The 21,832-nt window shown below is 71.5% G+C and carries 19 protein-coding genes; 10 read left to right on the top strand and 9 right to left on the bottom strand.

The window, feature by feature from the left end:
* Positions 1 to 17: 17 nt before the first annotated feature.
* Together BLV72_RS08285 and map are read right to left on the bottom strand one after the other, a co-directional pair.
* On the bottom strand, positions 18 to 662 hold the full coding sequence (locus BLV72_RS08285; protein WP_093461281.1) for a biliverdin-producing heme oxygenase: 645 nt from the start codon (positions 660 to 662) through the stop codon (positions 18 to 20).
* A 150-nt stretch (positions 663 to 812) separates the two neighbouring features.
* Entirely contained in the window at positions 813 to 1,670 is an 858-nt protein-coding gene (gene map / locus BLV72_RS08280) for a type I methionyl aminopeptidase (RefSeq protein ID WP_093461279.1), read from the bottom strand.
* A gap of 88 nt (positions 1,671 to 1,758) precedes the next feature.
* Here map and BLV72_RS08275 point away from each other — a divergent pair, with 88 nt between their 5' ends.
* Positions 1,759 to 1,983 carry a hypothetical protein gene (locus tag BLV72_RS08275; protein WP_093461278.1) on the top strand — a complete coding sequence of 75 codons (225 nt, stop codon included), beginning with the start codon at positions 1,759 to 1,761 and terminating at the stop codon, positions 1,981 to 1,983.
* A gap of 282 nt (positions 1,984 to 2,265) precedes the next feature.
* Here the strand turns inward: BLV72_RS08275 and BLV72_RS08270 are convergent, their stop codons facing one another.
* Positions 2,266 to 3,582 (bottom strand): MFS transporter, encoded by a 1,317-nt coding sequence (locus BLV72_RS08270; RefSeq protein ID WP_167746570.1) that lies wholly within the window; start codon positions 3,580 to 3,582, stop codon positions 2,266 to 2,268.
* 333 nt (positions 3,583 to 3,915) lie between these two features.
* The gene (locus tag BLV72_RS08265; protein ID WP_093461277.1) at positions 3,916 to 4,524 is read right to left on the bottom strand and encodes a hypothetical protein; all 609 of its coding nucleotides are present in this window, start codon (positions 4,522 to 4,524) and stop codon (positions 3,916 to 3,918) included.
* A gap of 270 nt (positions 4,525 to 4,794) precedes the next feature.
* Here BLV72_RS08265 and BLV72_RS08260 point away from each other — a divergent pair, with 270 nt between their 5' ends.
* On the top strand, positions 4,795 to 5,922 hold the full coding sequence (locus BLV72_RS08260) for a sialidase family protein (protein WP_093461275.1): 1,128 nt from the start codon (positions 4,795 to 4,797) through the stop codon (positions 5,920 to 5,922).
* A 30-nt stretch (positions 5,923 to 5,952) separates the two neighbouring features.
* Here BLV72_RS08260 and BLV72_RS08255 read toward each other — a convergent pair whose 3' ends face one another.
* On the bottom strand, positions 5,953 to 7,152 hold the full coding sequence (locus BLV72_RS08255; RefSeq protein WP_167746328.1) for an RNA-guided endonuclease InsQ/TnpB family protein: 1,200 nt from the start codon (positions 7,150 to 7,152) through the stop codon (positions 5,953 to 5,955).
* Between the two features lie 209 nt (positions 7,153 to 7,361).
* Here BLV72_RS08255 and BLV72_RS08250 point away from each other — a divergent pair, with 209 nt between their 5' ends.
* From BLV72_RS08250 to BLV72_RS08230, 5 genes are all read left to right on the top strand, one after another.
* Complete coding sequence (locus tag BLV72_RS08250) at positions 7,362 to 8,705, top strand: ABC transporter substrate-binding protein (protein WP_093470243.1); 1,344 nt, start codon at positions 7,362 to 7,364, stop codon at positions 8,703 to 8,705.
* The gene (locus BLV72_RS08245) at positions 8,702 to 9,643 is read left to right on the top strand and encodes a carbohydrate ABC transporter permease (RefSeq protein ID WP_059143140.1); all 942 of its coding nucleotides are present in this window, start codon (positions 8,702 to 8,704) and stop codon (positions 9,641 to 9,643) included. The genes BLV72_RS08250 and BLV72_RS08245 overlap by 4 nt, the downstream gene beginning before the upstream one ends.
* Entirely contained in the window at positions 9,640 to 10,623 is a 984-nt protein-coding gene (locus tag BLV72_RS08240) for a carbohydrate ABC transporter permease (RefSeq protein ID WP_232546433.1), read from the top strand. The genes BLV72_RS08245 and BLV72_RS08240 overlap by 4 nt, the downstream gene beginning before the upstream one ends.
* Before the next feature lie 47 nt (positions 10,624 to 10,670).
* Positions 10,671 to 11,408 (top strand): NADPH-dependent F420 reductase, encoded by a 738-nt coding sequence (gene npdG / locus BLV72_RS08235; RefSeq protein ID WP_093470241.1) that lies wholly within the window; start codon positions 10,671 to 10,673, stop codon positions 11,406 to 11,408.
* A gap of 103 nt (positions 11,409 to 11,511) precedes the next feature.
* Positions 11,512 to 11,712, top strand: a complete 201-nt coding sequence (locus tag BLV72_RS08230; protein ID WP_059143141.1) for a hypothetical protein — start codon at positions 11,512 to 11,514, stop codon at positions 11,710 to 11,712.
* 142 nt (positions 11,713 to 11,854) lie between these two features.
* On the opposite strand, the gene BLV72_RS08225 is transcribed toward BLV72_RS08230, so the two are convergent.
* Entirely contained in the window at positions 11,855 to 12,652 is a 798-nt protein-coding gene (locus tag BLV72_RS08225; protein WP_093461274.1) for a site-2 protease family protein, read from the bottom strand.
* Between the two features lie 219 nt (positions 12,653 to 12,871).
* Between BLV72_RS08225 and BLV72_RS08220 the strand changes: the two genes are divergently transcribed.
* Positions 12,872 to 16,276 carry an ATP-binding protein gene (locus BLV72_RS08220; protein WP_093461272.1) on the top strand — a complete coding sequence of 1,135 codons (3,405 nt, stop codon included), beginning with the start codon at positions 12,872 to 12,874 and terminating at the stop codon, positions 16,274 to 16,276.
* A 93-nt stretch (positions 16,277 to 16,369) separates the two neighbouring features.
* Here BLV72_RS08220 and BLV72_RS08215 read toward each other — a convergent pair whose 3' ends face one another.
* The 3 genes from BLV72_RS08215 to panB form a co-directional block, all read right to left on the bottom strand.
* A complete protein-coding gene (locus tag BLV72_RS08215) occupies positions 16,370 to 17,194 on the bottom strand; it encodes an ABC transporter permease (protein WP_167746327.1) in 825 nt (274 codons plus the stop codon).
* Positions 17,191 to 18,201 carry an ATP-binding cassette domain-containing protein gene (locus BLV72_RS08210; protein ID WP_093461271.1) on the bottom strand — a complete coding sequence of 337 codons (1,011 nt, stop codon included), beginning with the start codon at positions 18,199 to 18,201 and terminating at the stop codon, positions 17,191 to 17,193. The genes BLV72_RS08215 and BLV72_RS08210 overlap by 4 nt, the downstream gene beginning before the upstream one ends.
* Before the next feature lie 233 nt (positions 18,202 to 18,434).
* Positions 18,435 to 19,295 carry a 3-methyl-2-oxobutanoate hydroxymethyltransferase gene (gene panB / locus BLV72_RS08205; RefSeq protein WP_093461270.1) on the bottom strand — a complete coding sequence of 287 codons (861 nt, stop codon included), beginning with the start codon at positions 19,293 to 19,295 and terminating at the stop codon, positions 18,435 to 18,437.
* 222 nt (positions 19,296 to 19,517) lie between these two features.
* On the opposite strand from panB, the gene BLV72_RS08200 reads away from it, so the two are divergent.
* Together BLV72_RS08200 and BLV72_RS08195 are read left to right on the top strand one after the other, a co-directional pair.
* Positions 19,518 to 21,143, top strand: coding sequence for an MFS transporter (locus BLV72_RS08200; RefSeq protein WP_093461268.1), 1,626 nt, complete (start codon positions 19,518 to 19,520; stop codon positions 21,141 to 21,143).
* On the top strand, positions 21,140 to 21,748 hold the full coding sequence (locus BLV72_RS08195; protein ID WP_093461267.1) for a TetR/AcrR family transcriptional regulator: 609 nt from the start codon (positions 21,140 to 21,142) through the stop codon (positions 21,746 to 21,748). The genes BLV72_RS08200 and BLV72_RS08195 overlap by 4 nt, the downstream gene beginning before the upstream one ends.
* Positions 21,749 to 21,832 lie beyond the last annotated feature (84 nt).

Raw genomic sequence — 21,832 nt, 5'->3', positions numbered from 1 at the left:
GAGCCGCGTACGGTGTCTCAGGCGCTGAGCCGGAACTCCTCGGCCAGCTCCTGGAAGATCCCCGCGTTCAGCGCGTACGCGCGCTTGCACTCCTCCACGACACGCTGCTTCTCCAGATCGTCCACCGGCAGCGCGTCCAGCAGCGCGCGGTACTCCCGCTTGAAGGCGGCGGGGTTGCCGATCGACTCGAAGACGTAGAACCGCACCCCGTCGCCTTTGCGGTCGAAGCCCCAGGTCTTCTCCGCCGTGTCCCGCACGTACTGGCCGCCGGAGAGATCGCCCATATAGCGGGTGTAGTGGTGGGCGATATAGCCCGCCGGCCAGTCACGGGCGCACTCCGCCACCCGCGCCGCGTACGCCGTCGTGGCGGGCAGCGCGGTCAGGCCGGTGCGCCAGTCCGGGCCGCCGAGATAGGCCAGATCGCGCTCCAGCTCGGCCATGCGGGCCAGCTCCGGCCGGAGGAACGGGCCCGCCACGGGGTCCGCCGCGAGCGCGTCGGCCGGGGACTCCAGGGCGCGGTAGACGAACCACAGCTGCTCGGAGTAGCGGCGGTAGGCCGCCACGCCCAGGCGCCCGCCGAGCAGATCGGTCATGAACGACGAGCTCCCGACGTCCGTGTGGGCTTCCCGCGAGGCGGTGCGGATCAGGGCGGAGAACTCCACGGTGGACCTCCGGGGGCCGGGGTGTGTAGGTTAGCCTTACCTAAGTAGAGACCGCTGCCTACGTCAATAGCCTTCCCGACAAGCTGTCGGTAAAACGGCCGCCGAAGAATCGGCCCCCGGTACAGGACATTCGGTGAACCGGCCCGGCCGCTAGGGCAGGGTGAGGATCTCCGCCCCGGTGTCCGTCACCACCAGTGTGTGCTCGAACTGCGCCGTCCGCTTGCGGTCCTTGGTGACCACGGTCCAGCCGTCCTCCCACATGTCGTACTCATAGGTGCCGAGCGTCAGCATCGGCTCGATGGTGAAGGTCATTCCCGGCTTGATCTCGGTGGTGTGGTGCGGGCTGTCGTAGTGCGGCACGATCAGGCCGGAGTGGAACGAGGAGTTGATCCCGTGGCCCGTGAAGTCGCGGACCACGCCGTAGTCGAAGCGCTTGGCGTACGACTCGATGACCCGGCCGATGATGTTGATCCGCCGGCCCGGCTTGACGGCCTTGATCGCGCGGTTGAGGGACTCCCGGGTGCGCTCGACCAGCAGCCGCGACTCCTCGTCCACCTCACCGCACAGATACGTGGCGTTGTTGTCCCCGTGCACCCCGCCGATGAAGGCGGTGACGTCGAGGTTCACGATGTCGCCGTCCTGGAGGACGGTGGTGTCCGGGATGCCGTGGCAGATGACCTCGTTGACCGAGCTGCACAGCGACTTGGGGAAGCCGCGGTAGCCCAGCGTCGAGGGGTACGCCCCGTGGTCGCACATGTACTCATGGGCCACCCGGTCCAGCTCGTCCGTGGTGACCCCCGGCGCGATCAGCTTGGCGGCCTCCTCCATCGCCCGTGCGGCGATACGCCCCGCGATCCGCATGCGCTCGATCGTCTCGGCGTCCTGGACCTCGGGCCCGTCATAAGGCGTCGGGCCCGCCTTACCGACATACTCCGGGCGCGGGATCGAGGCGGGGACGGGACGGGTGGGGGAGAGCGTCCCCGGGACGAGAAGCGACTGGCCAGACATATCAGCGAGTGTATCGGCGGCGCATGGGGCAGCATGGCCGCAAGGGCCCTTCGGGCCACTGGGGAACGAGCGGAGGCCGGAGGCCGGGATGGTGCTGTTCAAGAGGGGAACCGCCGGCAAGCCCGGTGAGTGGTACTACTGCATCCGGCACCAGAAGGTCGAAGAGGGCCCGGAGTGCCGCGCCGCCGACCGCCTCGGGCCGTACGCCTCCCCGGCGGAGGCCGCCCACGCGATGGAGACCGCGCGCGAGCGCAATGAGGAGTGGCAGAACGACCCCCGCTGGCGGGACGACGAGCCCCCGGCGGCGCGCTGAGACGCACTGGGTGTGGTGAGCTTCCCCGGGTGCTCGGGCCCCTGCCGGGGCGCGGAGAGCTTCCCCGGGTGCGGGGCGCCGGGGGATCAGCGGCCCGGCCCCCAGTGCCGGGCCGCCCACTGCCTCGGCCCGTACGCCCCCCGGAGGAGGCCGCCCGCGCGATGGAGACCGCGCGAGAGCGCGAGCCACCGGCGGCGGGCTGAGGCTTCCCGGGTGCCGTGAGCTATCCCGGGTGCCGAGGCTTTTCCATGCGCCGGGCGCCGTGCGCACGACGCACGGCGATCAGCCGGTGGCGGGGCGGAGCTCGCGCGCCTCGCGCGCTTGGCGGGCGTGTTCGTCCGTCCGGGCGTCGTAGCTCATCAGCCGGGGCAGCGCCAGCGCCAGGAGGCCGACCGAGGCCACACAGGCCAGCCCGCCGGACCACACCGAGGCCCGTACGCCCACCCAGCCGGCCATGGATCCGGCCCGGACCTGGCCCAGTTGGGGGCCGGTGGCGTAGGAGAGCAGCTCGATACCGGCCAGCCGGCCGCGCAGCTTCTCGGGAATCGTCTGGTTCCACAGCGTGGCGCGGAACAGTCCGCTGACCATGTCCCCGCCGCCCGCCACTGCCAGGCACAGCAGCACCAGCCAGACGTTGGACAGCCATCCGGCCGCCGCCATGGCCAGGCCCCAGACGGCCGCTCCCGCGACCACCATCCGGCCGTGGCGGTGCACCCGGGACGTCCAGCCGCTGGTCGCGCTGACCACCACCGAGCCGATCGAACCCGCCGCGTACATCAGGCCCAGCGCCCAGGGCGCGTCCAGATCGTCCGCGAGGAAGGGGAAGATCGCGTTCGGGAAGGCGAAGAACATGGCGGCCATGTCCACGGCGTACGTGCCCAGCAGCTCCTTCCGCCGCCAGGCGTAGCGCGCGCCCTCGCCGATCGCGCGCAGCGACGGCGGCTCGGCGTCGTGCGCGGGCGGGGCGGAGGTCAGCCGGAGGGCCAGCAGCCCGGAGGCGGCGAAGGTCAGCAGATCGAGGCCATAGGCGAGCGGCAGCCCGGCGTACGCCACGACGACCCCGGCGAGCGAGGGCCCCGCGATCGCGGAGAGCTGCCAGCGCAGCGCGTTGAGCGCGGCGGCCGCGGTGAGCTGGTCGTGCGGGACGATCCGGGCCACCACCGCGTCGATGGCGGGGCGCTGCAGCCCGGTCAGCGCACTGGTCAGCGCGGCCACGACATACAGCGGCCACAGCATGGGATCCGGCAGCAGGCTGTTGACCAGCAGCAGCGCGGCGAGCAGCCCGAGCCCGGCCTCGGTGAGCAGGATCAGCCGCCGCCGGTCGACGGAGTCGGCCAGCGCACCGCCGTACAGCCCGAAGGCGATCAGCGGCACCAGCTCGACCGCCCCGATCGCGCCGACCGCGGCGGCGGACCCCGTCAACTCCTTGATCTGCAGCGGCAACGCCACCATCGTCAGGAAGCTGCCGAAGGCGGTCACCAGCCCCGCGGTCCACAGCAGCCGGAAGTCGCGGGAGGAGTGCCAGGGGGCGAGATCGGGCAGCAGCGCACGAATCCGCCGCGGCGCGCGGGGCGCCGGAGGGTCGTCCTGGTCGGTCAGGGTCACGAGGCGACATCGTCCGGCGGGACCCCGGCACCGGGCAACCGAATTACGGCCGGTGGGGTGCGGTGACCGGCAGGGCCGGTGAGGCGTGGTCACTGGTGCGGCCCGGGGCGCGGTCGCCGGTGCGGCCGTGTGGGGCTAGGCGGCCGGTGTGGCCCGGGCGGCTCGGCGACCGGCAGGGCCCTGCGATCGGTGAGGTGCGGTGATCGGTAGGGCCGGTGGGGCGCGGTCGCCGGTACGGCCCGGGGCGCGCAGCCCTTACGGTCTGTGGGGCGCCGCCCTTACGGCGGTCCGTCGGGCGCCGTCTTCGTTACGGCCCGTCGGGCGCCGTCACCAATGGGTCGGCGGCGGCGCCGCCAAGTGTTCGGCCAGCCTGGCCAGCCGGTCCTGGAAGCGGCGGCGGCGGCCGGGGCGGGGCAGGCTGTTCTCCCCGGCGGCCGCGCTGACCAGGTGCTGGAGGGTGTCGAGGTCGAGCTCGCCGCCCTCGGGGGCGGACAGCGCGTCATGGGCCAGGGCGTGCAGCCCGGTGTCGCCGCCGTCGAGGGCGAGCACGGTCGCCCCGCCCCGGCGGGCGTCGTTCACCCGCTCCAGCAGCCCGGCCCCGGGCTCGCCCGGCGCGACCACCAGCAGGGTCTCACCGCGGCCCGCCCGCTCCAGCCGCCCCAGCCCGACCGCCAGATGCGCGGGCACGGCGGCGCCCTCCGGTACCCGGTGGCGGACGAGGGTGGGGGACAGCTCGGGCAGTCCGGACCAGGCCGCCTCGTCGTCGAGATGCGCGGCCAGATGCCACGGTTCGTATCTCTCGCTGCCGACCAGCAGGAGTCCGCCCTCGCGCGGTCCGACCGAGGCCCGTAGCGAGCCCGCGAAGCGGCGGGTGGCCTGGAGCCATTCGGTTCCGGCGAGGACCTCGCGCAGCAGTGCAACCCTTACGGCGTCCATGGCATCCGCATCCTGCCGCGGGCCGCGCCCCCGCGGGCCCGATTCGGGCCCGGCTCACTCGTTCGGGACGTTCGGGACATCTGCGAGAGGCATGCCGCTGACCGGGTCCGTGTCCGTCGTTCGCGTGTGCTCGTGCCGCGTCTCCAACTGTTCATGTGCCGTCTCTTGACGCTCTGTAAGGCAAACCCTAAGGTCGCCGCACACAAGGGACGTCCTACGTCCCATTTATCTGACTCGGCACTCGATTGCGACGGGGCATCGGGAGGTCTGATGACAGTCGGCACGGGGGCGGCACGCTCATACGAGGTGTCCGTTCCGTTCCGGGCGGGCACCGAGGGCTATGCGAGCTACCGGATCCCGGCAGTGGTGCTGACCCGCGCCGGAACGCTCCTCGCCTTCGCCGAGGGCCGGGTGGACTCCTCCGCCGACTACGGCCGCATCGACCTCGTGCTCAAGCGGTCGGCCGACGGCGGCCGGACCTGGGGCGCCTTACAGCTCGTCGCCCGCAACGGCGATGGCACGGCGGGCAATCCGGCCCCCGTCGTCCTCGACGGTGGTCCGCGCGGCGTCCGCGTCCTGCTGGTGCACGTCCGCAGCGCCGCCTCCGCCACCGAGGACCGGATCCGGCGCGGCGAGGTGAGCGCGGCCGACGGGCGGCGGGTGTGGCTGACGTACAGCGATGACGACGGCGCGAGCTGGAGCGGGTCCCGCGAGATCACCGCGAGCACCAAGCGGCCCGCATGGCGGTGGTACGCCACCACCCCCGGCCACGCCCTCCGGCTGCGGTACGGCGCCCACGCGGGCCGGATCGTCGTCGCGGCCAACCACTCGCTGCCCCCGACCGTCCCCGGCGACGACGGCACCGAGGGGCGGTACAACGGCGGACACGATCTGCTCAGCGACGACGACGGCGCGACCTGGCGGATCGGGTACGTGGACGACAACCCCGACGGCTACGTCAACGTCAACGAGACCACCGCCGCCCAACTCCCCGACGGCCGCGTCTACTTCAACACCCGCACCGACGCGACCGCGCCCGGCACCCGCGCCGACGCCCACTCCGGCGACGGCGGCGCCACCCTGGACCTCCCCTTCCGGCCGCAGGCCGGTCTGGTCGCCCCCGTGGTCGAGGGCAGTGTGCTGCACCTCGGCGAGCCGGACGCGCTGCTCTTCTCCGGCCCCGCCGACCCCGCCTACCGGGCGCTGATGACCGTCCGCACCAGCCATGACGGCGGTGTCACCTGGCGGCCCACGCACACCGTGAACGGCCTGCCCGCCGCCTACTCCGATCTGGTCCGACTCGACGACGCCACGGTCGGACTGCTCTACGAGACCGGCGACTTCAGCGCCTACTCGACCATCACATTCCGGCGCATTCCGATGGAGGAGCTGGTTTGACTTCCACCCCCTCGTGAACGAGAGGGATTCCTACGGCTCGCGCCGTAAGGCTTCCTGTTTCATCACCGACTGCCCCGTCCGGGAGGACTCCCGTTGAGGTCTTACACCGGCTCCACAGGCCGACACCGCCAGTCCGGCGGCCAGAAGGTTCTGCGCCGCGTTCACGTCCCGGTCGTGGGTCGTGCCGCAGGCGCATGTCCAGGTGCGGACGCTGAGCGGCATCTTGCCTCGCAGCGTGCCGCATGCGGAGCACAGCTTGGAGGAGGGGAACCAGCGGTCGACCGCGATCACTTCGCGGCCGTACCAGGCGGCCTTGTACTCCAGCATGCTCCGGAACTGCGACCATGCCGCATCCGAGATTGCCCGGGACAGCTTGCCGTTGCTGAGCATGTTCCGGACGGTGAGGTCCTCGATCACGAGCGTTTGGTTTTCACGCACGAGTCGAGTGGTGAGCTTGTGCAGATGGTCACGGCGACGGTCGGCGATGCGGGCGTAGCCCCTGGCGACCTTGCGGCGCGCCTTGGCCCGGTTGGTGCCGTCGCCCTTGGCCTTGCGGGCGAGGTTGCGCTGGGCACGGGCGAGGCGGGCGCGGTCGCGCCGCTCGTGTCTGGGGTTGGTGATCTTCTCACCCGTGGACAGGGTGAGCAGGTGGTCGAGCCCGGCGTCGATTCCGACCGCCGAGCCGCTGGCGGGCAGCGGCCGGAGGACGGGGTCCTCGACGAGGAGGGAGACGAACCAGCGCCCGGCCGCGTCCTGGGAGATGGTCACCGTGGACGGGAGGGCGCCTTCCGGCAGCGGACGCGACCAGACGATGTCCAGCGGCTGGGCCATTTTCGCCAGCGTCAGCTTCCCGTCCCGGAAGCGGAACGCGCTGGAGGTGTACTCGGCGGACTTGCGGGACCTCTTGCGCGACTTGAACCGTGGGTACTTCGACCGCTGGGCGAAGAACGCGGTGAACGCGGCCTGGAGGTGGCGCAGGGCCTGCTGGAGCGGAACCGAGGACACATCGTTGAGGAAGGCCAGTTCCTCGGTCTTCTTCCACCCCGTCAGCATCGCCGATGTGGCGTTGTAGTTGACCCGCTCCTGACGCAACGTCCACGCCTCGGTACGGGCGGCGAGTGCCATGTTGTAGACCTTCCGCACGCATCCGAACGTGCGCGACAGCTCCGCTGCCTGCGCATCGGTCGGATAGAAGCGGTACCGATACGCCCGCTTCACGTGAGTGGTCACGACTCACAAACTAGCACATCGGCTAGTAACTCCCTGACGGGTTGTCAGTGGCGGACGCCGCATCGCCCCAGCGGCGATTCGGCTCCCCCTGCCCTGCTCCGCAGGAGCCCGATCCCTCCCCCGCCTGAAAGCGGGGGTTTCCTCGGAGGTTCCCGATGAACGACACCCCGACCGGTACGAGCGACACTCCGACACGACGGGACACGCGGATGGCCATACGGAACACCTGGATGACCGGCGCGCCGCGCCGCGCCGTCCTCGGCGGCGCGGCCGCCGCGGCGGCCGGGTTCGCCCTCGCGGGCTGCGGCTCGGACGACGACGGGGGCGGGGAACCCAAGGACCGCAAGAAGGGCGAGAAGATCACCCTGACCTTCTGGTCCTGGGTGCCGGGCATCGACAAGCCGGTCGCCCTGTGGAACAGCAAGAACCCCGAGGTGCGGGTCAAGGTCGAGAAGGTCTCGGCCGTCGACGGCGCCCAGTACGCCAAGATGCACGCCGCCATCAAGGCGGGCAATCCGCCGGACCTCGGCCAGATCGAATACCCGGTCGTGCCCAGCTTCCTCGTCGACAACGGGCTGCTGGATCTGACCAAGTACGGGGTCGCCGAGCACAAGGACATGTTCATCGGCTGGCAGTGGCAGCAGTCCGTCTTCGGCAAGGCCGTCTACGCCGTACCGCAGGCGTCCGGTCCGATGGGCCTGTTCATCCGTCAGGACCTGTTCGACAAGTGGGGCATAGAACCGCCCACCACCTGGGACGAGTACGAGGCGGCTGCCACCGCGATCCGTAAGAAGGGCGCCTGGATCGAGACCTTCTCGGCCACCAACGGCAACCGCTTCGCGGGGCTGGCCTGGCAGGCCGGGGCACGCTGGTTCGGCACCGAGGGCGACACCTGGACCGTCTCCATCGACGACGAGCCCACCCGTAAGGTCGCCGACTACTGGTACGACCTGGCCCGGCGGAAGCTCATCAAGACCATTCCGGACCGGCAGAACGCCTGGTACAAGGACGTCCAGACCGGCTCCATCGCCTCCTGGCTCGGTGCGAGCTGGGGCGACGCCCTGCTGGTCGGCAACGCACCCAAGACCGCGGGCAAGTGGCGCGTGGTGCCCATGCCGCAGTGGAAGAAGGGCGACGCCTCCTACGCCAACTGGGGCGGCTCCACCACCGCGGTCTTCGCCAAGACCAAGTACCCCAAGGACGCCCTGGCCTTCGCGATCTGGCTCAACACCGACCCCGAGTCGATCAAGCTCCTGATCGAGAACGGCTATGGCACCCCCGGCGCCAAGCAGGGGTACACCACCTCCCAGCTCGATGTGCACAAGGACTTCTTCGGCGGCCAGGCGTACAGCAAGGTCTTCGACGAGGCGAGCAAGGGCGTGGACACCAGCTGGAAGTGGGGCCCCGCCACGGACACCCTCTACCAGCGGCTCGGCGACGCCTTCACCGCCGCCATCGGGGACGGGTCCGACTTCCGTTCCGTGCTGAAGAAGGTGCAGGGCGAGACGATCGCCGACCTCAAGGAAAAGGGCCTCAAGGTGAAGGCCGGGTGAGGCGGGTGAGCAAAGCCCCCCGCCGCTTCACCCGGACCGAGGCACGCAGCGCCCGGGCGGCGTCCGGGTTTCTGCTGCCCTTCCTCGCGCTCTTCCTGCTGTGCTTCATCGCCCCCATCGCCTACGCCCTCTACGAGAGCCTGCTGAAGGTCGAGCGCACCGGACCGCTCGGCCTCGGCGGGGAGACCAAGCAGGTGTGGGCGGGCCTGTCCAACTACGCCCACGCCCTGGAGGACGACCGGTTCACGGCGGGCTTCGGCCGGGTGCTGCTCTTCGGCGCCGTCCAGATCCCGTTGATGATCGCCTTCGCCACCGCGCTCGCGCTGCTGCTGGACGCGGCCTCCGCGCGCTGGGTCGGCTTCTTCCGGACCGCCTTCTTCCTGCCGTACGGCGTGCCCGGGGTGATCGCGTCGATCCTGTGGGGCTTCCTCTACGTCCCCGGGATCAGCCCGCTGGTGGAGATGGCCGATTCGATGGGCTGGGACGTGGACTTCCTGGGCCGCGGAGCGGTCCTGTGGTCCATCGCCAACATCGTCACCTGGCAGTTCACCGGCTACAACATGCTGGTGCTGATCGCCCAGCTCAAGGCCGTACCCGGAGAGCTGTACGAGGCGGCGCGGATCGACGGGGCCAATGCCTGGCAGGTCGCCCGGCACATCAAACTCCCCCTGATCCGGCCCGCGCTCGTGCTCACCACCGTCTTCAGCCTCATCGGCACCCTGCAGCTCTTCGCCGAGCCCAAGGTGCTCAAACCGCTGAGCAACTCCATCGACTCCGGCTACACCCCCAACCTGGCCGCCTACAACGAGGCGTTCACCAGCAACAACCAGCACATCGCGGCGGCCGAGGCGGTTCTGCTCGCCCTCGTCGCCTGCGTGCTGTCCTTCGGATTCCTGAGACTCGTGGGCCGACGGGGGAAGGACGGCGACAACGGATGAACGAGGCGAACGACCTGGCGGGCGCGGTCGCGAGCGAGCCCGCGGACGAGGCCGCACCCGGGAAGGGGCGGCCCGAGGCGGTCCCGCCCGATGACCGGCCCGGTGCGGGCCGCCGCGCGGCGAGGGGCCGGGAGGGGACGGAACCCCCCTTGCGGCACCGGATCATCACCGTCTCGCTGCTCACCGTCGCCGCCCTCTACTTCCTGACCCCGGTCTACTGGCTCGTCGTCTCCTCCACCAAGTCCAGCAGCGATCTCTTCGGCACCTTCGGCTTCTGGTTCCACGACCCGCACCCGCTCGACTATCTGCACCGGGTGCTCACCTACGACGACGGCATCTACGTCCGGTGGTTCGCCAACAGCCTGATGTACGCGGGCGTCGGCGCGCTCGCCGCCACCCTGCTGTCGGCCGCCGCCGGCTACGCCCTGGCCAAGTTCCGCTTCCCCGGCCGGGAGGGCATCTTCAACGTCATCCTGGCCGGAGTGCTGATCCCGGGCACGGCGCTCGCCCTCCCGCTCTACCTCCTCTTCAGCGAGATCGGCCTGGCCAACACCTACTGGGCCGTGCTGATCCCCAGCATCGTCAGCCCCTTCGGGGTCTATCTGTGCCGGATCTACGCGGCCGCCGCCGTCCCGGACTCCCTCCTGGAAGCGGCGCGGATCGACGGCGCGGGGGAGGCCCGGATCTTCTCCACGCTGGGGCTGCGGCTGATGACCCCGGCACTGGTCACCGTCTTCCTGTTCCAGTTCGTGCACATCTGGAACAACTTCTTTCTGCCGCTGGTCATGCTCTCCGACTCCGATCTCTACCCGATCCAGCTCGGCCTGACGTCCTGGCAGGGGTACGCGGACCGGCAGCCGGAGCTGTACCAGTACACGGTCGGCGGGGCGTTCCTGTCCGTCCTGCCGCTGATGGTGCTGATGGGCGTACTCCAGCGGTACTGGCGCACAGGGCTGACGGAGGGGAGTGTCAAAGCGTAAGAGACGTCACCATGAAGGTGGCCGCGGTGCGTGACAGGATCACTGTCATGACTACTCCTGATGCCCCGAACTCCGCGTCCGACGCCCCGGCGAAGAAGGCCCCCGCCAAGGACCCCTGGGACCTCCCCGATGTGTCCGGCCTGACCGTCGGCGTCCTGGGCGGCACCGGCGACCAGGGCCGCGGCCTCGCCTACCGGCTGGCCAGGTCCGGCCAGAAGGTGATCATCGGCTCGCGCGCCGCCGAGCGCGCGCGGACCGCGGCGCGGGAGCTGGGCGGCGCGGAGCTCGGCATCGAGGGAGCGGACAACGCCGAGTGCTCGCGCCGCAGCGACATCGTCATCGTCGCGGTCCCGTGGGACGGCCACGCCAAGACGCTGGACTCGCTGCGCGAGGAGCTCAGCGGCAAGCTGGTCATCGACTGCGTCAACCCGCTGGGCTTCGACAAGAAGGGCGCGTACGCCCTGACGCCGGAGGAGGGCAGCGCCGCCGAGCAGGCCGCCGCCCTGCTGCCGGACTCCCGGGTCACCGCCGCCTTCCACCACCTGTCGGCCGTACTGCTGCAGGACCCCGAGGTCGAGCAGATCGACACCGATGTGATGGTCCTGGGCGAGTCGCGCGCCGACACCGACCTGGTCCAGGCGCTCGCGGCCCGCATCCCCGGTATGCGCGGCGTCTTCGCGGGCCGGCTGCGCAATGCCCACCAGGTGGAGTCCCTGGTGGCCAATCTGATCTCGGTCAACCGCCGCTACAAGGCCCATGCGGGCCTGCGCGTCACCGACGTCTGAGGGCGCCGCCGCCCGACCGGCACATCCGGGGCGCCCCGCCCCCGCGGCGGTGCATGGGGGACAATGTCGGGGAGTGCCACATCCGCCGACAGGAGCCGACCCCATGCCCCGCCTCGCCCTTTGCACCCTGGCCGTCTGCGTCCTCGCGATCGCCGCGGCCGTCGTGTCCTTCGCGCGGGGGAGCTGGCTCGGGATCATCTGGATCCTGATCGCCGGTATCTCGTCCAACATGGCCTGGTACTACGTCCGCAAGGCCCGGGCCGACCGCGCGGCCGACCGGGAGAGCACGGGCGCCACGAGCTGAGGCCACCGGGCAGGGCCTAAGCGCTCCGCGGGAAGTGCCGCGAGGTGCGGTCGTTCATCCGCGGCTGTGTCGTGGCTGGTCGCGCAGTTCCCCGCGCCCCTTCGGGGCGCCACCGAACCGCAGCCGACTTCCGCCGATCCGCTTAGTAGTCGAGGCGCGGGATATCGGGCTCGCCCTGCCAGAAGCGGAAGAACTCCTGACCCCAGTAGGTGTCCCATTCCGATACGCCCAGGGCCCGCATCACCGCGTCGATGGCGCCGAAGAACGCCTCGTTGACCTCGGGTATCCACAGGATCCCGAAGACCGCGAGCAGCCCGAACGGCGCGTACGGCTCGACCTGGCGTCGGATGCGGTGCGACAGCCAGGGCTCGATCACCCCGTACCCGTCCAGGCCCGGCACCGGCAGGAAGTTCAAGATCGCGGCCGTGACCTGCAGCAATGCCAGGAAGGCGAGGGCGAAGCGGAAGAGCTCCGGCACCTGGTCCGTGGCGTCGAGCCAGAACGGGGCGGTCAGCGCGGCCGCGAACAGCACGTTCGTCAGCGGGCCCGCGGCCGAGATCAGACTGTGCTTCCAGCGGCCCTGGATCCGGTGCCGCTCGATGAACACCGCTCCGCCCGGCAGCCCGATCCCGCCCATGATCACGAAGACCACGGGCAGCACGATGCTCAGCGCCACATGCGTGTACTTCAGCGGGTTGAGGGTCAGATAGCCCTTCGCGCCGATCGACAGATCCCCGCCGTGCAGCGCGGTGCGCGCATGGGCGTACTCATGCAGGCACAGGGAGACGACCCAGCCGGAGACGACGAACAGGAAGACGGCGAAGCCGGGGCTGGCGGAGTACTCCGTCCATACGGCCCACGCGGACACGACCATGATCGCGAACAGTCCGAGGAAGACGGGGCTGATGCGCCGCTCGCGGCGGCTGATGGCGGTGGTCATCGAGTGGGGTCTCCATACGGGCTGGTGAGCGCTGAGGGGGAAACGTCGAACAGGGGGCGCGTAGTTCCGAGCCAGGGTAGACAGGGCAGCGGCCGGAGCAGGATAAACAGGGGACCGGCCGGGCCAGGGGAACGGGAGAATGGCCGGGCCGGGGTCAGTGGGAGAACGGCCGGGGCAGGCGCGGTCGGCCGGGAGGCGGGCATCCATCAGAATGGGGCCGTGCGCTACGGCATCCTCGGCACCACCCAGGCCCGCCACGACGACGGCACCCCCGTGGACGTCGGCGGGGCGCGGCTGCGTGCGCTGCTGGCGGCGCTCGCGCTGGCGCCCGGGCAGGCGCGGACCACCGGGGCGCTGATCGGGGAGATCTGGGTCACCGATCCGCCCGCCGACGGGCACGGCGCGCTGCAGGCGCTGGTCGGGCGGCTGCGGCGGGCGCTCGGCAAGGACGCGGTGGAGTCCGTTCCGGGCGGGTACCGGCTGAGTGCCGACCCCGACGACGTCGATCTGCACCGTTTCGAACGGCTCGCGGGCGAGGGCGCCCATGCCTTGGCCGACGGCGATCCGGCCAAGGCCGTCGATCTGCTCGACGCCGCCCTCGCGCTGTGGCGCGGGCCGGCGCTCAGCGATCTGCCCGACGCCACCGCGCCCGCCGCCCGCGCCGAGGCGCGACGGCTGGACGCGCGGCGCGCCCGGCTCGCCGCCGACCTCGCCCTCGGCCGCCCCGCCCAGGCCCTCCCCGCGCTCACCGGGCTCTGCGACGGCCATCCGCTGGACGAGCCGCTGCACGCGCTGCGCATCCGGGCGCTGCGGGACGTGGGCCGGGTGGCGGAGGCGCTGGCCGCGTACGAGGTGATCCGTACGGAGATCGCCGAGCGGCTGGGCGCCGATCCGGGGCCGGAGCTGCGGGGGCTGTACGCCGAGCTGCTGGCGGCGGCCGATGAGAGCTCCCCCCTACCGCCCCGCCCGGCCCCCGCCCCCGCCCGCGGCGGCGGTGGCAATCTGCGGGCCCGGCTGACCAGCTTCGTCGGCCGCGAGGCCGATCTGGCGACGCTGCGCGGCGATCTGTCCGGCCACCGGCTGATCACCCTCCTCGGGCCCGGCGGCGCCGGGAAGACGCGGCTGTCGCAGGAGGCCGCCGAATCGTTCGCGCCCGACTGGCCGGACGGGGTGTGGCTGGCCGAGCTCGCGCCCGTCGACGACCCCGAGACCGTTCCGGAGACGGTGCTCAGCGCGGTCGGGGGGCGCGAGACGGTCCTCCTCGGCACCTCGCCCGAAGGGCTGCGCGCCGCGACCGACCCAGCCGTGCGCGATCCGCGCGCCCGGCTCATCGAGCACTGTGCCCCGCGCCGGATGCTGATCGTGCTCGACAACTGCGAACACCTCGTCGCGGCCGCGGCCCACCTCGCCGAGTCCCTGCTCGCCCAGTGCCCCGGGGTCACCATCCTGGCCACCAGCCGCGAACCCCTCGCCGTCCCGGGCGAGTTGGTGCGTCCCGTGGAGCCGCTGCCCGACCCCGTCGCGCTGCGGCTGCTCCAGGACCGGGGCGCGGCGGCCCGGCCCGGTTTCCGTACCGAGGACGATCCGGCCGCGTGCGCCGAGATCTGCCGGCGCCTCGACGGACTGCCCCTGGCGATCGAACTGGCCGCGGCGCGGCTGCGGCTGCTCACCCCACGGCAGCTCGCCGACCGCCTCGACGACCGCTTCCGCCTCCTGACCAGCGGCAGCCGTACGGCGCTGCCCCGCCAGCAGACCCTGCGAGCCGTCGTCGACTGGTCCTGGGACCTGCTCGACGCCCCCGAACGCACCGTGCTCGCCCGGCTGTCCGTCTTCGCCGGAGGCTGCGGTCTGACCGAGGCGGAGGCGGTGTGCGCGGACGCGGCCGAGGTGATGCGCGGATACCCCGAAGAAGACGCGGAGCACGCGGAACACGAACAGCGCGCCGGGCGTGACGGTGCCGTGGGGCCCCGGGACGTGGCCGCGCTGCTCGGCTCCCTTGTCGATAAATCGTTGGTCGTCACCGCGCCCGGACCGGAGCCCGGGACGGACGGGGAGATGCGGTACCGGCTGCTGGAGACCGTCGCCGAGTACGCGGCGGAGCGGCTGGACGAGTCCGGCGAGCGGGCCGCGGTCGAACAGCGCCATCTGGTCGCCTACCGGGAGGTGGCCCGTACCGCCGATCCGCTGCTGCGCGGCCCCGCACAGCGCCACTGGCTGGTCCGGCTGGAGACGGAGCACGAGAATCTGCGCACCGCGCTGCGCCGGGCGGTGGCCGCCCGCGACGAGCAGGAGGCGCTGTGCCTGGTGCTCTCGCTCGGCTGGTTCTGGCATCTGCGCGGCCACCGCGGCGAGGCGCGCCATTGGGCGACCGCCGCGGCCGACCTCGGGCCGAGCCCCTTCGCATCGCCCGTGGCCCCCGCACCGCCGCTGTACGTCAGCTGCACGGCCGCCCCGCCGCCGATGGAGCCCGAGCTGCTGGCGGAGGCGCGGCGCGGAGTGCGGCTGTACGCGCTGGCCAACATCGACGGCGACCTCCAGGCCATGGTGGGCGACGACAACCAGCGCGAGCTGGAGGGCATTGTCTCGGCCTACCGGCCGGGGCTGCCCCAGACCTGCCGTCTCCCGGGCATCCTGTGGTTCTTCGCGGTGATCCTCAAGGGGGACTTCGTCCTGCTGCGGGAGATGGCCGACGAGGCGGTGCGCACCTGCCGGGAGCTGGACTACGCATGGGAGCTGGCGTTCACCCTCCAGCTGCGGGCCAAGTTCTACCGGGATCGCAGCGGCGAGCAGCAGGACGCGACCACCCGCGACGCCGACGAAAGCCTGGCGATCTTCCGCAGGCTCGGTGACGTATGGGGCGAGGCGGAGGCGCTGGCCGGCCGCGGCGAGACCTGGGAGAAGCGCGGCGAGGGTGCGGCCGCGGCCGCGGACTACCGCGCGGCGATCCGCTGCGCCCAGGAGCTCGGGGCCCATGACCAGGTGACGTTCCTGCGGTCCCGGCTGGCCGGGCTGTTCGTGGAGTTCGGCGACGAGGAGAAGGCCGCCGAGGGCGAGCGGATGCTGCGCGAGGTGGTCGAGCAGGGGCAGCATGCGGGCGCCGAGGCGCTGTCGTACGCCCGGATCCATCTGGCGCAGCGCTACGGCACCACGGGCCGCCTCGCGGAGGCGCGGACCCTTCTGTCCACCTTGCACGGGGAGTTCGAGCACCGGGCGCTGCGGATGTTCGAGGGCATGGTGGAGGGGATGCTGGCCTGGCTGGAGCTGCTGGAGGGACGGCCGGGCGACGCCCTGACGACCGTGCGCGGTGCGCTGGCGAAGACCACCGGCCGGATGACGGAGATGGTCGCGCCGTTCATCCCGGTGACCCATCTGCTGACCGCCGCCGAGGCGCTGGGCGGCCTCGGCGGGGCGGAGCGGGCCCGGGCGGCGCGGCTGCTGGGGGCGTACGACGCGCTGCGCAAGCCCCAGCAGTACCGGGTCTCCGCCAGTGAGCGGGCGCGCCGGGAGCGGACCGAGGCCGCGGTGCGGGCCGAGCTCGGGGACGCCGCGTACCAGCGGGCCCATGCCGAGGGCGGCGGCCTCACCCTGGACGAGGCCGTCGTGCTGGTCCGAGCGGGCCGGTGAGCGGATCCGGGAAGCACGGGGAGTGAGGACACGATGGCCGGCCGGGCGCCCCCCGTAGGGTGCGCCCGGTCGGTGGCTCGAGACCGTGGACCGTCAGGTGGTCTTGTTGCGGAACTTGCGCACCGCGAGCGGCGCCACGAGCACCGTGATGGCCACCGTCCAGCTCAGGGTCACCGTCACCGGCTCGGCTATCGCGCCATGGCCGCTGGTCAGCGCCCGTGCGGCGTCCGCGAGCCGGGACAGCGGGTTGTACTCGGTGAAGGACCGCAGCCAGTCCGGCATGGTGGCGGTCGGGGCGAAGATGGACGAGCCGAACTGCAGGGGCATGATCACCAGGAAGCCCATGCCGCTGACCGCCTGCGGGGTGGGCAGCGACATGCCCAGCAGCATGAAGATCCAGGTCAGCGAGGATCCGAAGAGCACGGCCAGCGCCACCGCGGCCAACAGCTCCAGCGGCCCGGTCTCGAGCTCGAAGCCCATGATGAAGCCCATGATCAGCAGGACGAGGGTGGACAGCAGCATCCGGCCGCACTCCACGACCAGCTTGGCGATCAGCACCGAGGAGCGGGCGATCGGCAGCGTGCGGAAGCGGTCCATGACGCCCTTGTTGAAGTCGTCGTTGACGCCGCTGCCGATCGACATCGCGATGTTGAGCCCGCCCATCGCCATCAGACCGGGGATGAAGTAGTTGACGTACTCGGAGCGGTTGCCGCCCGTCATCGCGCCGCCGAAGACATAGGTGAACAGCAGCGCGAAGACGATCGGCATCGCCAGGGCGTCGAACATCGCGAACGGCTGGTACCTGATCTGCAGGGTGTTGCGCCGCACCAGCGCGCCGATGTGGCGCAGATTGGCGCGGGCGCCGATCCGGCCGTCGTTCTTTCCCCGTACGGGCGCGGTCATCGTGGCCGTACTCACGCGGCGACCTCTTCCAGCGTCTTGTTGTCCTGCGGTGTGGACGCCTTCCGGCCGGTGATGGCCAGGAAGACCTCGTCCAGGCTGGGCATATGGGTGTCGATCCCGGAGATCGCGAAACCGCGCTCACTGAGCAGACCGATCAGGGCGGTCAGCTGCTCGTCGCTGGCGATGGGCACACTGACCTGGCCCTCCTCCACGTCGGCGGTCGCGCCTCCGATGCCGTCGAGCCCCGCCTGGGTGATGGCGCCGACCATGCGGTGCACCTCGCCGGGGTCGGACGGGCGGATCTGCAGGGTGCGGCCGCCGACCTTGGCCTTGAGCTCGTGCACCCGGCCCTCGGCGATGACCCTGCCCCGGTCGACCACCGTCAGATTGTCGGCGAGCTGCTCGGCCTCCTCCATGTACTGGGTGGTCAGCAGCACGGTGGCCCCGTCGGCGACCATCCGCCTGACCTCGTCCCACACCTCGTTACGCGAGTGCGGGTCCAGACCGGTCGTCGGCTCGTCCAGATAGAGCACCGAGGGCCGGCCGATCATGGACGCGGCCAGGTCGAGCCGGCGGCGCATACCGCCGGAGTAGGAGAACACGCGCCGCTTGCCGGCCTCGGTGAGCGAGAACCGCTCGAGCAGGGTGTCCGCCCGCGCCCGGGCCTCCTTGCGGGAGAGATCGAGCAGCCGCCCGATCATGTAGAGGTTCTCCCAGCCGGGGAGCTTCTCGTCGACCGAGGCGTACTGCCCGGTCAGCCCGATGGTGCGGCGCAGCTGCCGGGGCTGGCGCACCACGTCGTACCCGGCCACCACCGCGGTGCCGGCGTCCGGCAACAGCAGCGTGGACAGACAGCGGACAAGTGTCGTCTTACCGGCGCCATTGGGGCCCAGCACACCCAGGACGGTGCCCTCCGGCACGTCCAGATCCACTCCGTCGACGGCCTTGGTGTCACCGAAGTGCTTGACCAGCCCCCGAACTTCGACGGCGTTGCCGTCCCTGATCCTCTGTTCCCGCGTCATGCCGCCCAGGATGACAGCCGCCGCCGACAGACCGCCGACAAGCGGCAGACAGCCCGCCGACGGGGAAGATCGGCGGGCTGTCGTTGTACCGCGGTGGCTCGTGGTGCCTAAGCGCTCCGCTGGAAGTGCCGTGATGCGTCGTCGGCCGTCTGCTGCGCCGTCGTGGCTGGTCGCGCAGTTCCCCGCGCCCCTTCGGGGCGCCATCGAACCGTAGCGGACCTCTTCCGACCTGCTTAGTGGAAGGAGTGCTCCTCGGCCGGGTAGGCCCCGCCGACGACGTCCTCCGCGAAGGCCCGTGCCGCGTCGCCCAGGCCCTGGCGCAGCTGTGCGTACTGCTTGACGAAGCGCGGCACCCGGCCATCGGTCATGCCCGCCATGTCCGTCCACACCAGGACCTGGGCGTCGCACGCGGACCCGGCGCCGATGCCGATGGTGGGGATGTGCAGCGAGCGGGTCACCTCGGCGGCCAGCTCGGCCGGGACCAGCTCCAGGACGACCGCGAAGGCGCCCGCGTCCTGCACCGCCTTGGCGTCCCGCAGCAACTGCTGGGCCGCCTCCTCGCCGCGCCCCTGGACCGGATAGCCGCCGTAGGCGTTGACGGACTGCGGGGTCAGGCCCACATGCGCCATGACCGGGATGCCGGACTGGACCAGCAGCTCGATCTGATGGGCCGAGCGCTCCCCGCCCTCCAGCTTCACGGCGCCCACGCCCGCCTCCTTGACCAGGCGGGTGGCGTTGCGCAGCGCCTGGACCGGGCCCTCCTGGTACGAGCCGAAGGGCAGATCGCCGACGACGAGGGCGCGCCGGGTGCCGCGTACCACGGCGGCGGACAGCAGCGCGATCTCGTCCATGGTGACGGGGACGGTGGACTCATAGCCCAGGTGGCAGTTGCCCATCGAGTCGCCGACCAGCAGCACCGGGATGCCCGCCTGGTCGAAGACGGACGCGGTCATCGCGTCGTAGGCGGTGAGCATCGGCCACTTCTCGGCGCGCCCCTTGGCGGCCGCGATGTCACGGACGGTGATGCGGCGGGAGCTCGTGCCCCCGTAGAGGGCCTTCTCGGACTGCTTCTGCGCAGGACTGACGTGCGTCATCGCTACGGCTCCTGTTCATCATCTCGAGGCGCCCTGACGGCGTCCCCGGACCAACCCCATGCTGGCACGGCTCCTGCCGGGGCGAAAGTGGGCCCGGATCCCCCGGGCGGTGGCCTTGAGCACCTTTTCGCGGGGTCCTCCTCCGGGCCGTCGGCCAAAAGCCTCGCAAAGATCTGCCAATACGATACGGTCCCGTATCGTATTGGACCTAGCCTGGGCTGCATGGCCTCCCCATCCAGCACCCAGGGCGCCCCGGACGGGTCCGGCGTCCCCGAGGCGATCTACCGCAGACGCTGGGCGATCCTCGTCGTCCTGATGTTCAGCGTCCTGGTGGTCGTCCTCGACAACTCGATACTCAACGTGGCGATGAAGACCATCGCCTCGCCCAAGCCCACCGGGCTCGGGGCCACCCAGAGCCAGCTCGAGTGGGCGATCAACTCCTACACGCTGGTCTTCGCCGGGCTGCTGTTCACCGCGGGCATCCTCGGTGACCGGATCGGCCGTAAGAAGGTCCTGCTCGGCGGGATGGTGGTGTTCGGCGCGGGCTCGGTGCTCGCCGCCTTCTCCGGTTCGCCCGGTGAACTCATCGGCTTCCGGGCGCTCATGGGTCTTGGCGCCGCCTTCGTGATGCCCGCGACCCTCGCCATCCTGGTCAATGTTTTCGAACGCGAGGAACAGGCCAAGGCGATCGGCATCTGGGTCGCCGCGGTGGGGCTGGCCATCGCCATCGGCCCGATCACCGGCGGACTGCTGCTGGAGCACTTCTGGTGGGGCTCGGTCTTCTTCGTCAATGTGCCGATCGTGATCGTCGGACTGATCGCGATGGTGCTGCTCGTCCCCGACTCCAGGGATCCCGCGCCCGGCCGGGTCGACCCACCGGGCGTGCTGCTGTCCGTCGTCGGGCTCGTGCTGCTCGTCTACGGCATCATCAAGGGCGGCCAGCTCGCCGACTTCACCGACGCCCAGGTGCTGGGCTCCATCGCCGCCGGGCTCGCCGTCCTGGTCCTGTTCGTGCTGCACGAGAAGCGCAGCCACCACCCGGCCATCGATATCCGCTACTTCCGCAACCCGGCCTTCTCCGCCGCCATCGGCGCCGTCGCCCTGGTCTTCTTCGCCCTCATGGGCGTGACCTTCTTCATGGTCTTCTACACCCAGAGCGTGCGCGGCTACAGCGCGCTCGAATCCGGGCTGCTGATCCTGCCGCTGGCCGTGGCGCAGCTGATCTTCGCCCCGCGCGCCCGGCTGGTCGTCGAGCGGTTCGGCGCCCGCGCGGTGTGCACCGGCGGCATGCTGCTGGTGGCCGCCACCATGTCGGGATTCCTGCTGCTGGGCGTGGACACCCCGATCGTCGTGCTGGAGGTGCTGTTCTTCGCCCAGGGCGCCGGAATGGCGCATATCATGCCGCCGGTGACCACCGCGATCATGCAGGCGCTGCCGCGCCAGAAGGCCGGCTCCGGCTCGGCGCTCAACAACACCTTCCGGCAGGTCGGCGGCGCGCTCGGGGTCGCTGTGCTCGGCTCGGTGCTCTCCTCCACCTACCGCGAGGGCATCCGCGACGCCCTGGCCGCCGTGCCCGGACTCCCCGACTCCGTACGGCACTCGGCGGGCGAGTCCGTCGAGGCCACTCTGGGGGTCGCCGAGAAGCTGGGGCCCAGGGGCCAGGAGCTGGTGGGCCCCGCGCAGGACGCCTTCGTCCACGCCATGCATGTCACCGCCCTCGGCTCGGCGGGCGTCGCCCTCTTCGGCGCGCTGGTGGTCCTCGCCTTCCTGCCCGGCAAGGGCGCCTCCGACGAGGCTCCCGACAGCGGGCGGCCGCATCCGCGGAAGGAGGCGTCGGCCGACCGATGACCGCACCGGAGAGCTCCGCGCCCAGACTCCGCGGCCGCCCCCGCAGCCCCGCCGCCGACGCCGCGATCATCGAGGCCGCGCTGCGGCTGCTGGAGGAGGGCGCCTCGGTCGGCGGGCTGTCGATCGAGGGGATCGCCCGCGAGGCGGGCGTCGGCAAGGCCACCGTCTACCGCCGCTGGCCCGGTAAGGACGCGCTGATGCTCGATGTGCTGCGCTCCCTGGAGGAGCCCAGCCCCGAGCCGGCCGGGGTCTCGGTGCGCGACGACCTCGTCACCGTCCTGGAGTTCATGCGCCGCCGCGGGCTCGCCAAGCGCCACTCCGCCCTGCTGCGCAGCGTCATCACCCAGATGCACGCACACAAGGAGCTGTGGCGGGCCTACGACGAGAACGTCATAGCGGCCCGCCGCGCGACCCTGCGCGCCGTGCTGCGGCGGGGGCGGGAGAGCGGTGAGATCCGCGCCGATGTGGATCTGGAGCTGCTCGCCGACCTCTTCACCGGCCCGATGCTCGCCCGCGCCATGCTCCACGAGTGGAAGGAACTCCCCGACGGGCTGGCCGAGCGGATCGTCGACACGGTCCTGGAAGGGGTCTCCCCACGCCGCTGAGCGGTTTGTGCCTGTTGTGTCACAACACCCTCTCCCGCGCCGGGACGTGGAACTCCCGGCCGCCGACCCGACGTCCTCGGACGG

Origin of the sequence: Streptomyces melanosporofaciens (assembly GCF_900105695.1) — a bacterium.
In the GTDB taxonomy this organism is placed as follows: domain Bacteria; phylum Actinomycetota; class Actinomycetes; order Streptomycetales; family Streptomycetaceae; genus Streptomyces; species Streptomyces antimycoticus.
The sequence above is the reverse complement of the archived record's forward strand: the minus strand, read 5'-3'. Positions and strand labels throughout refer to the sequence as shown.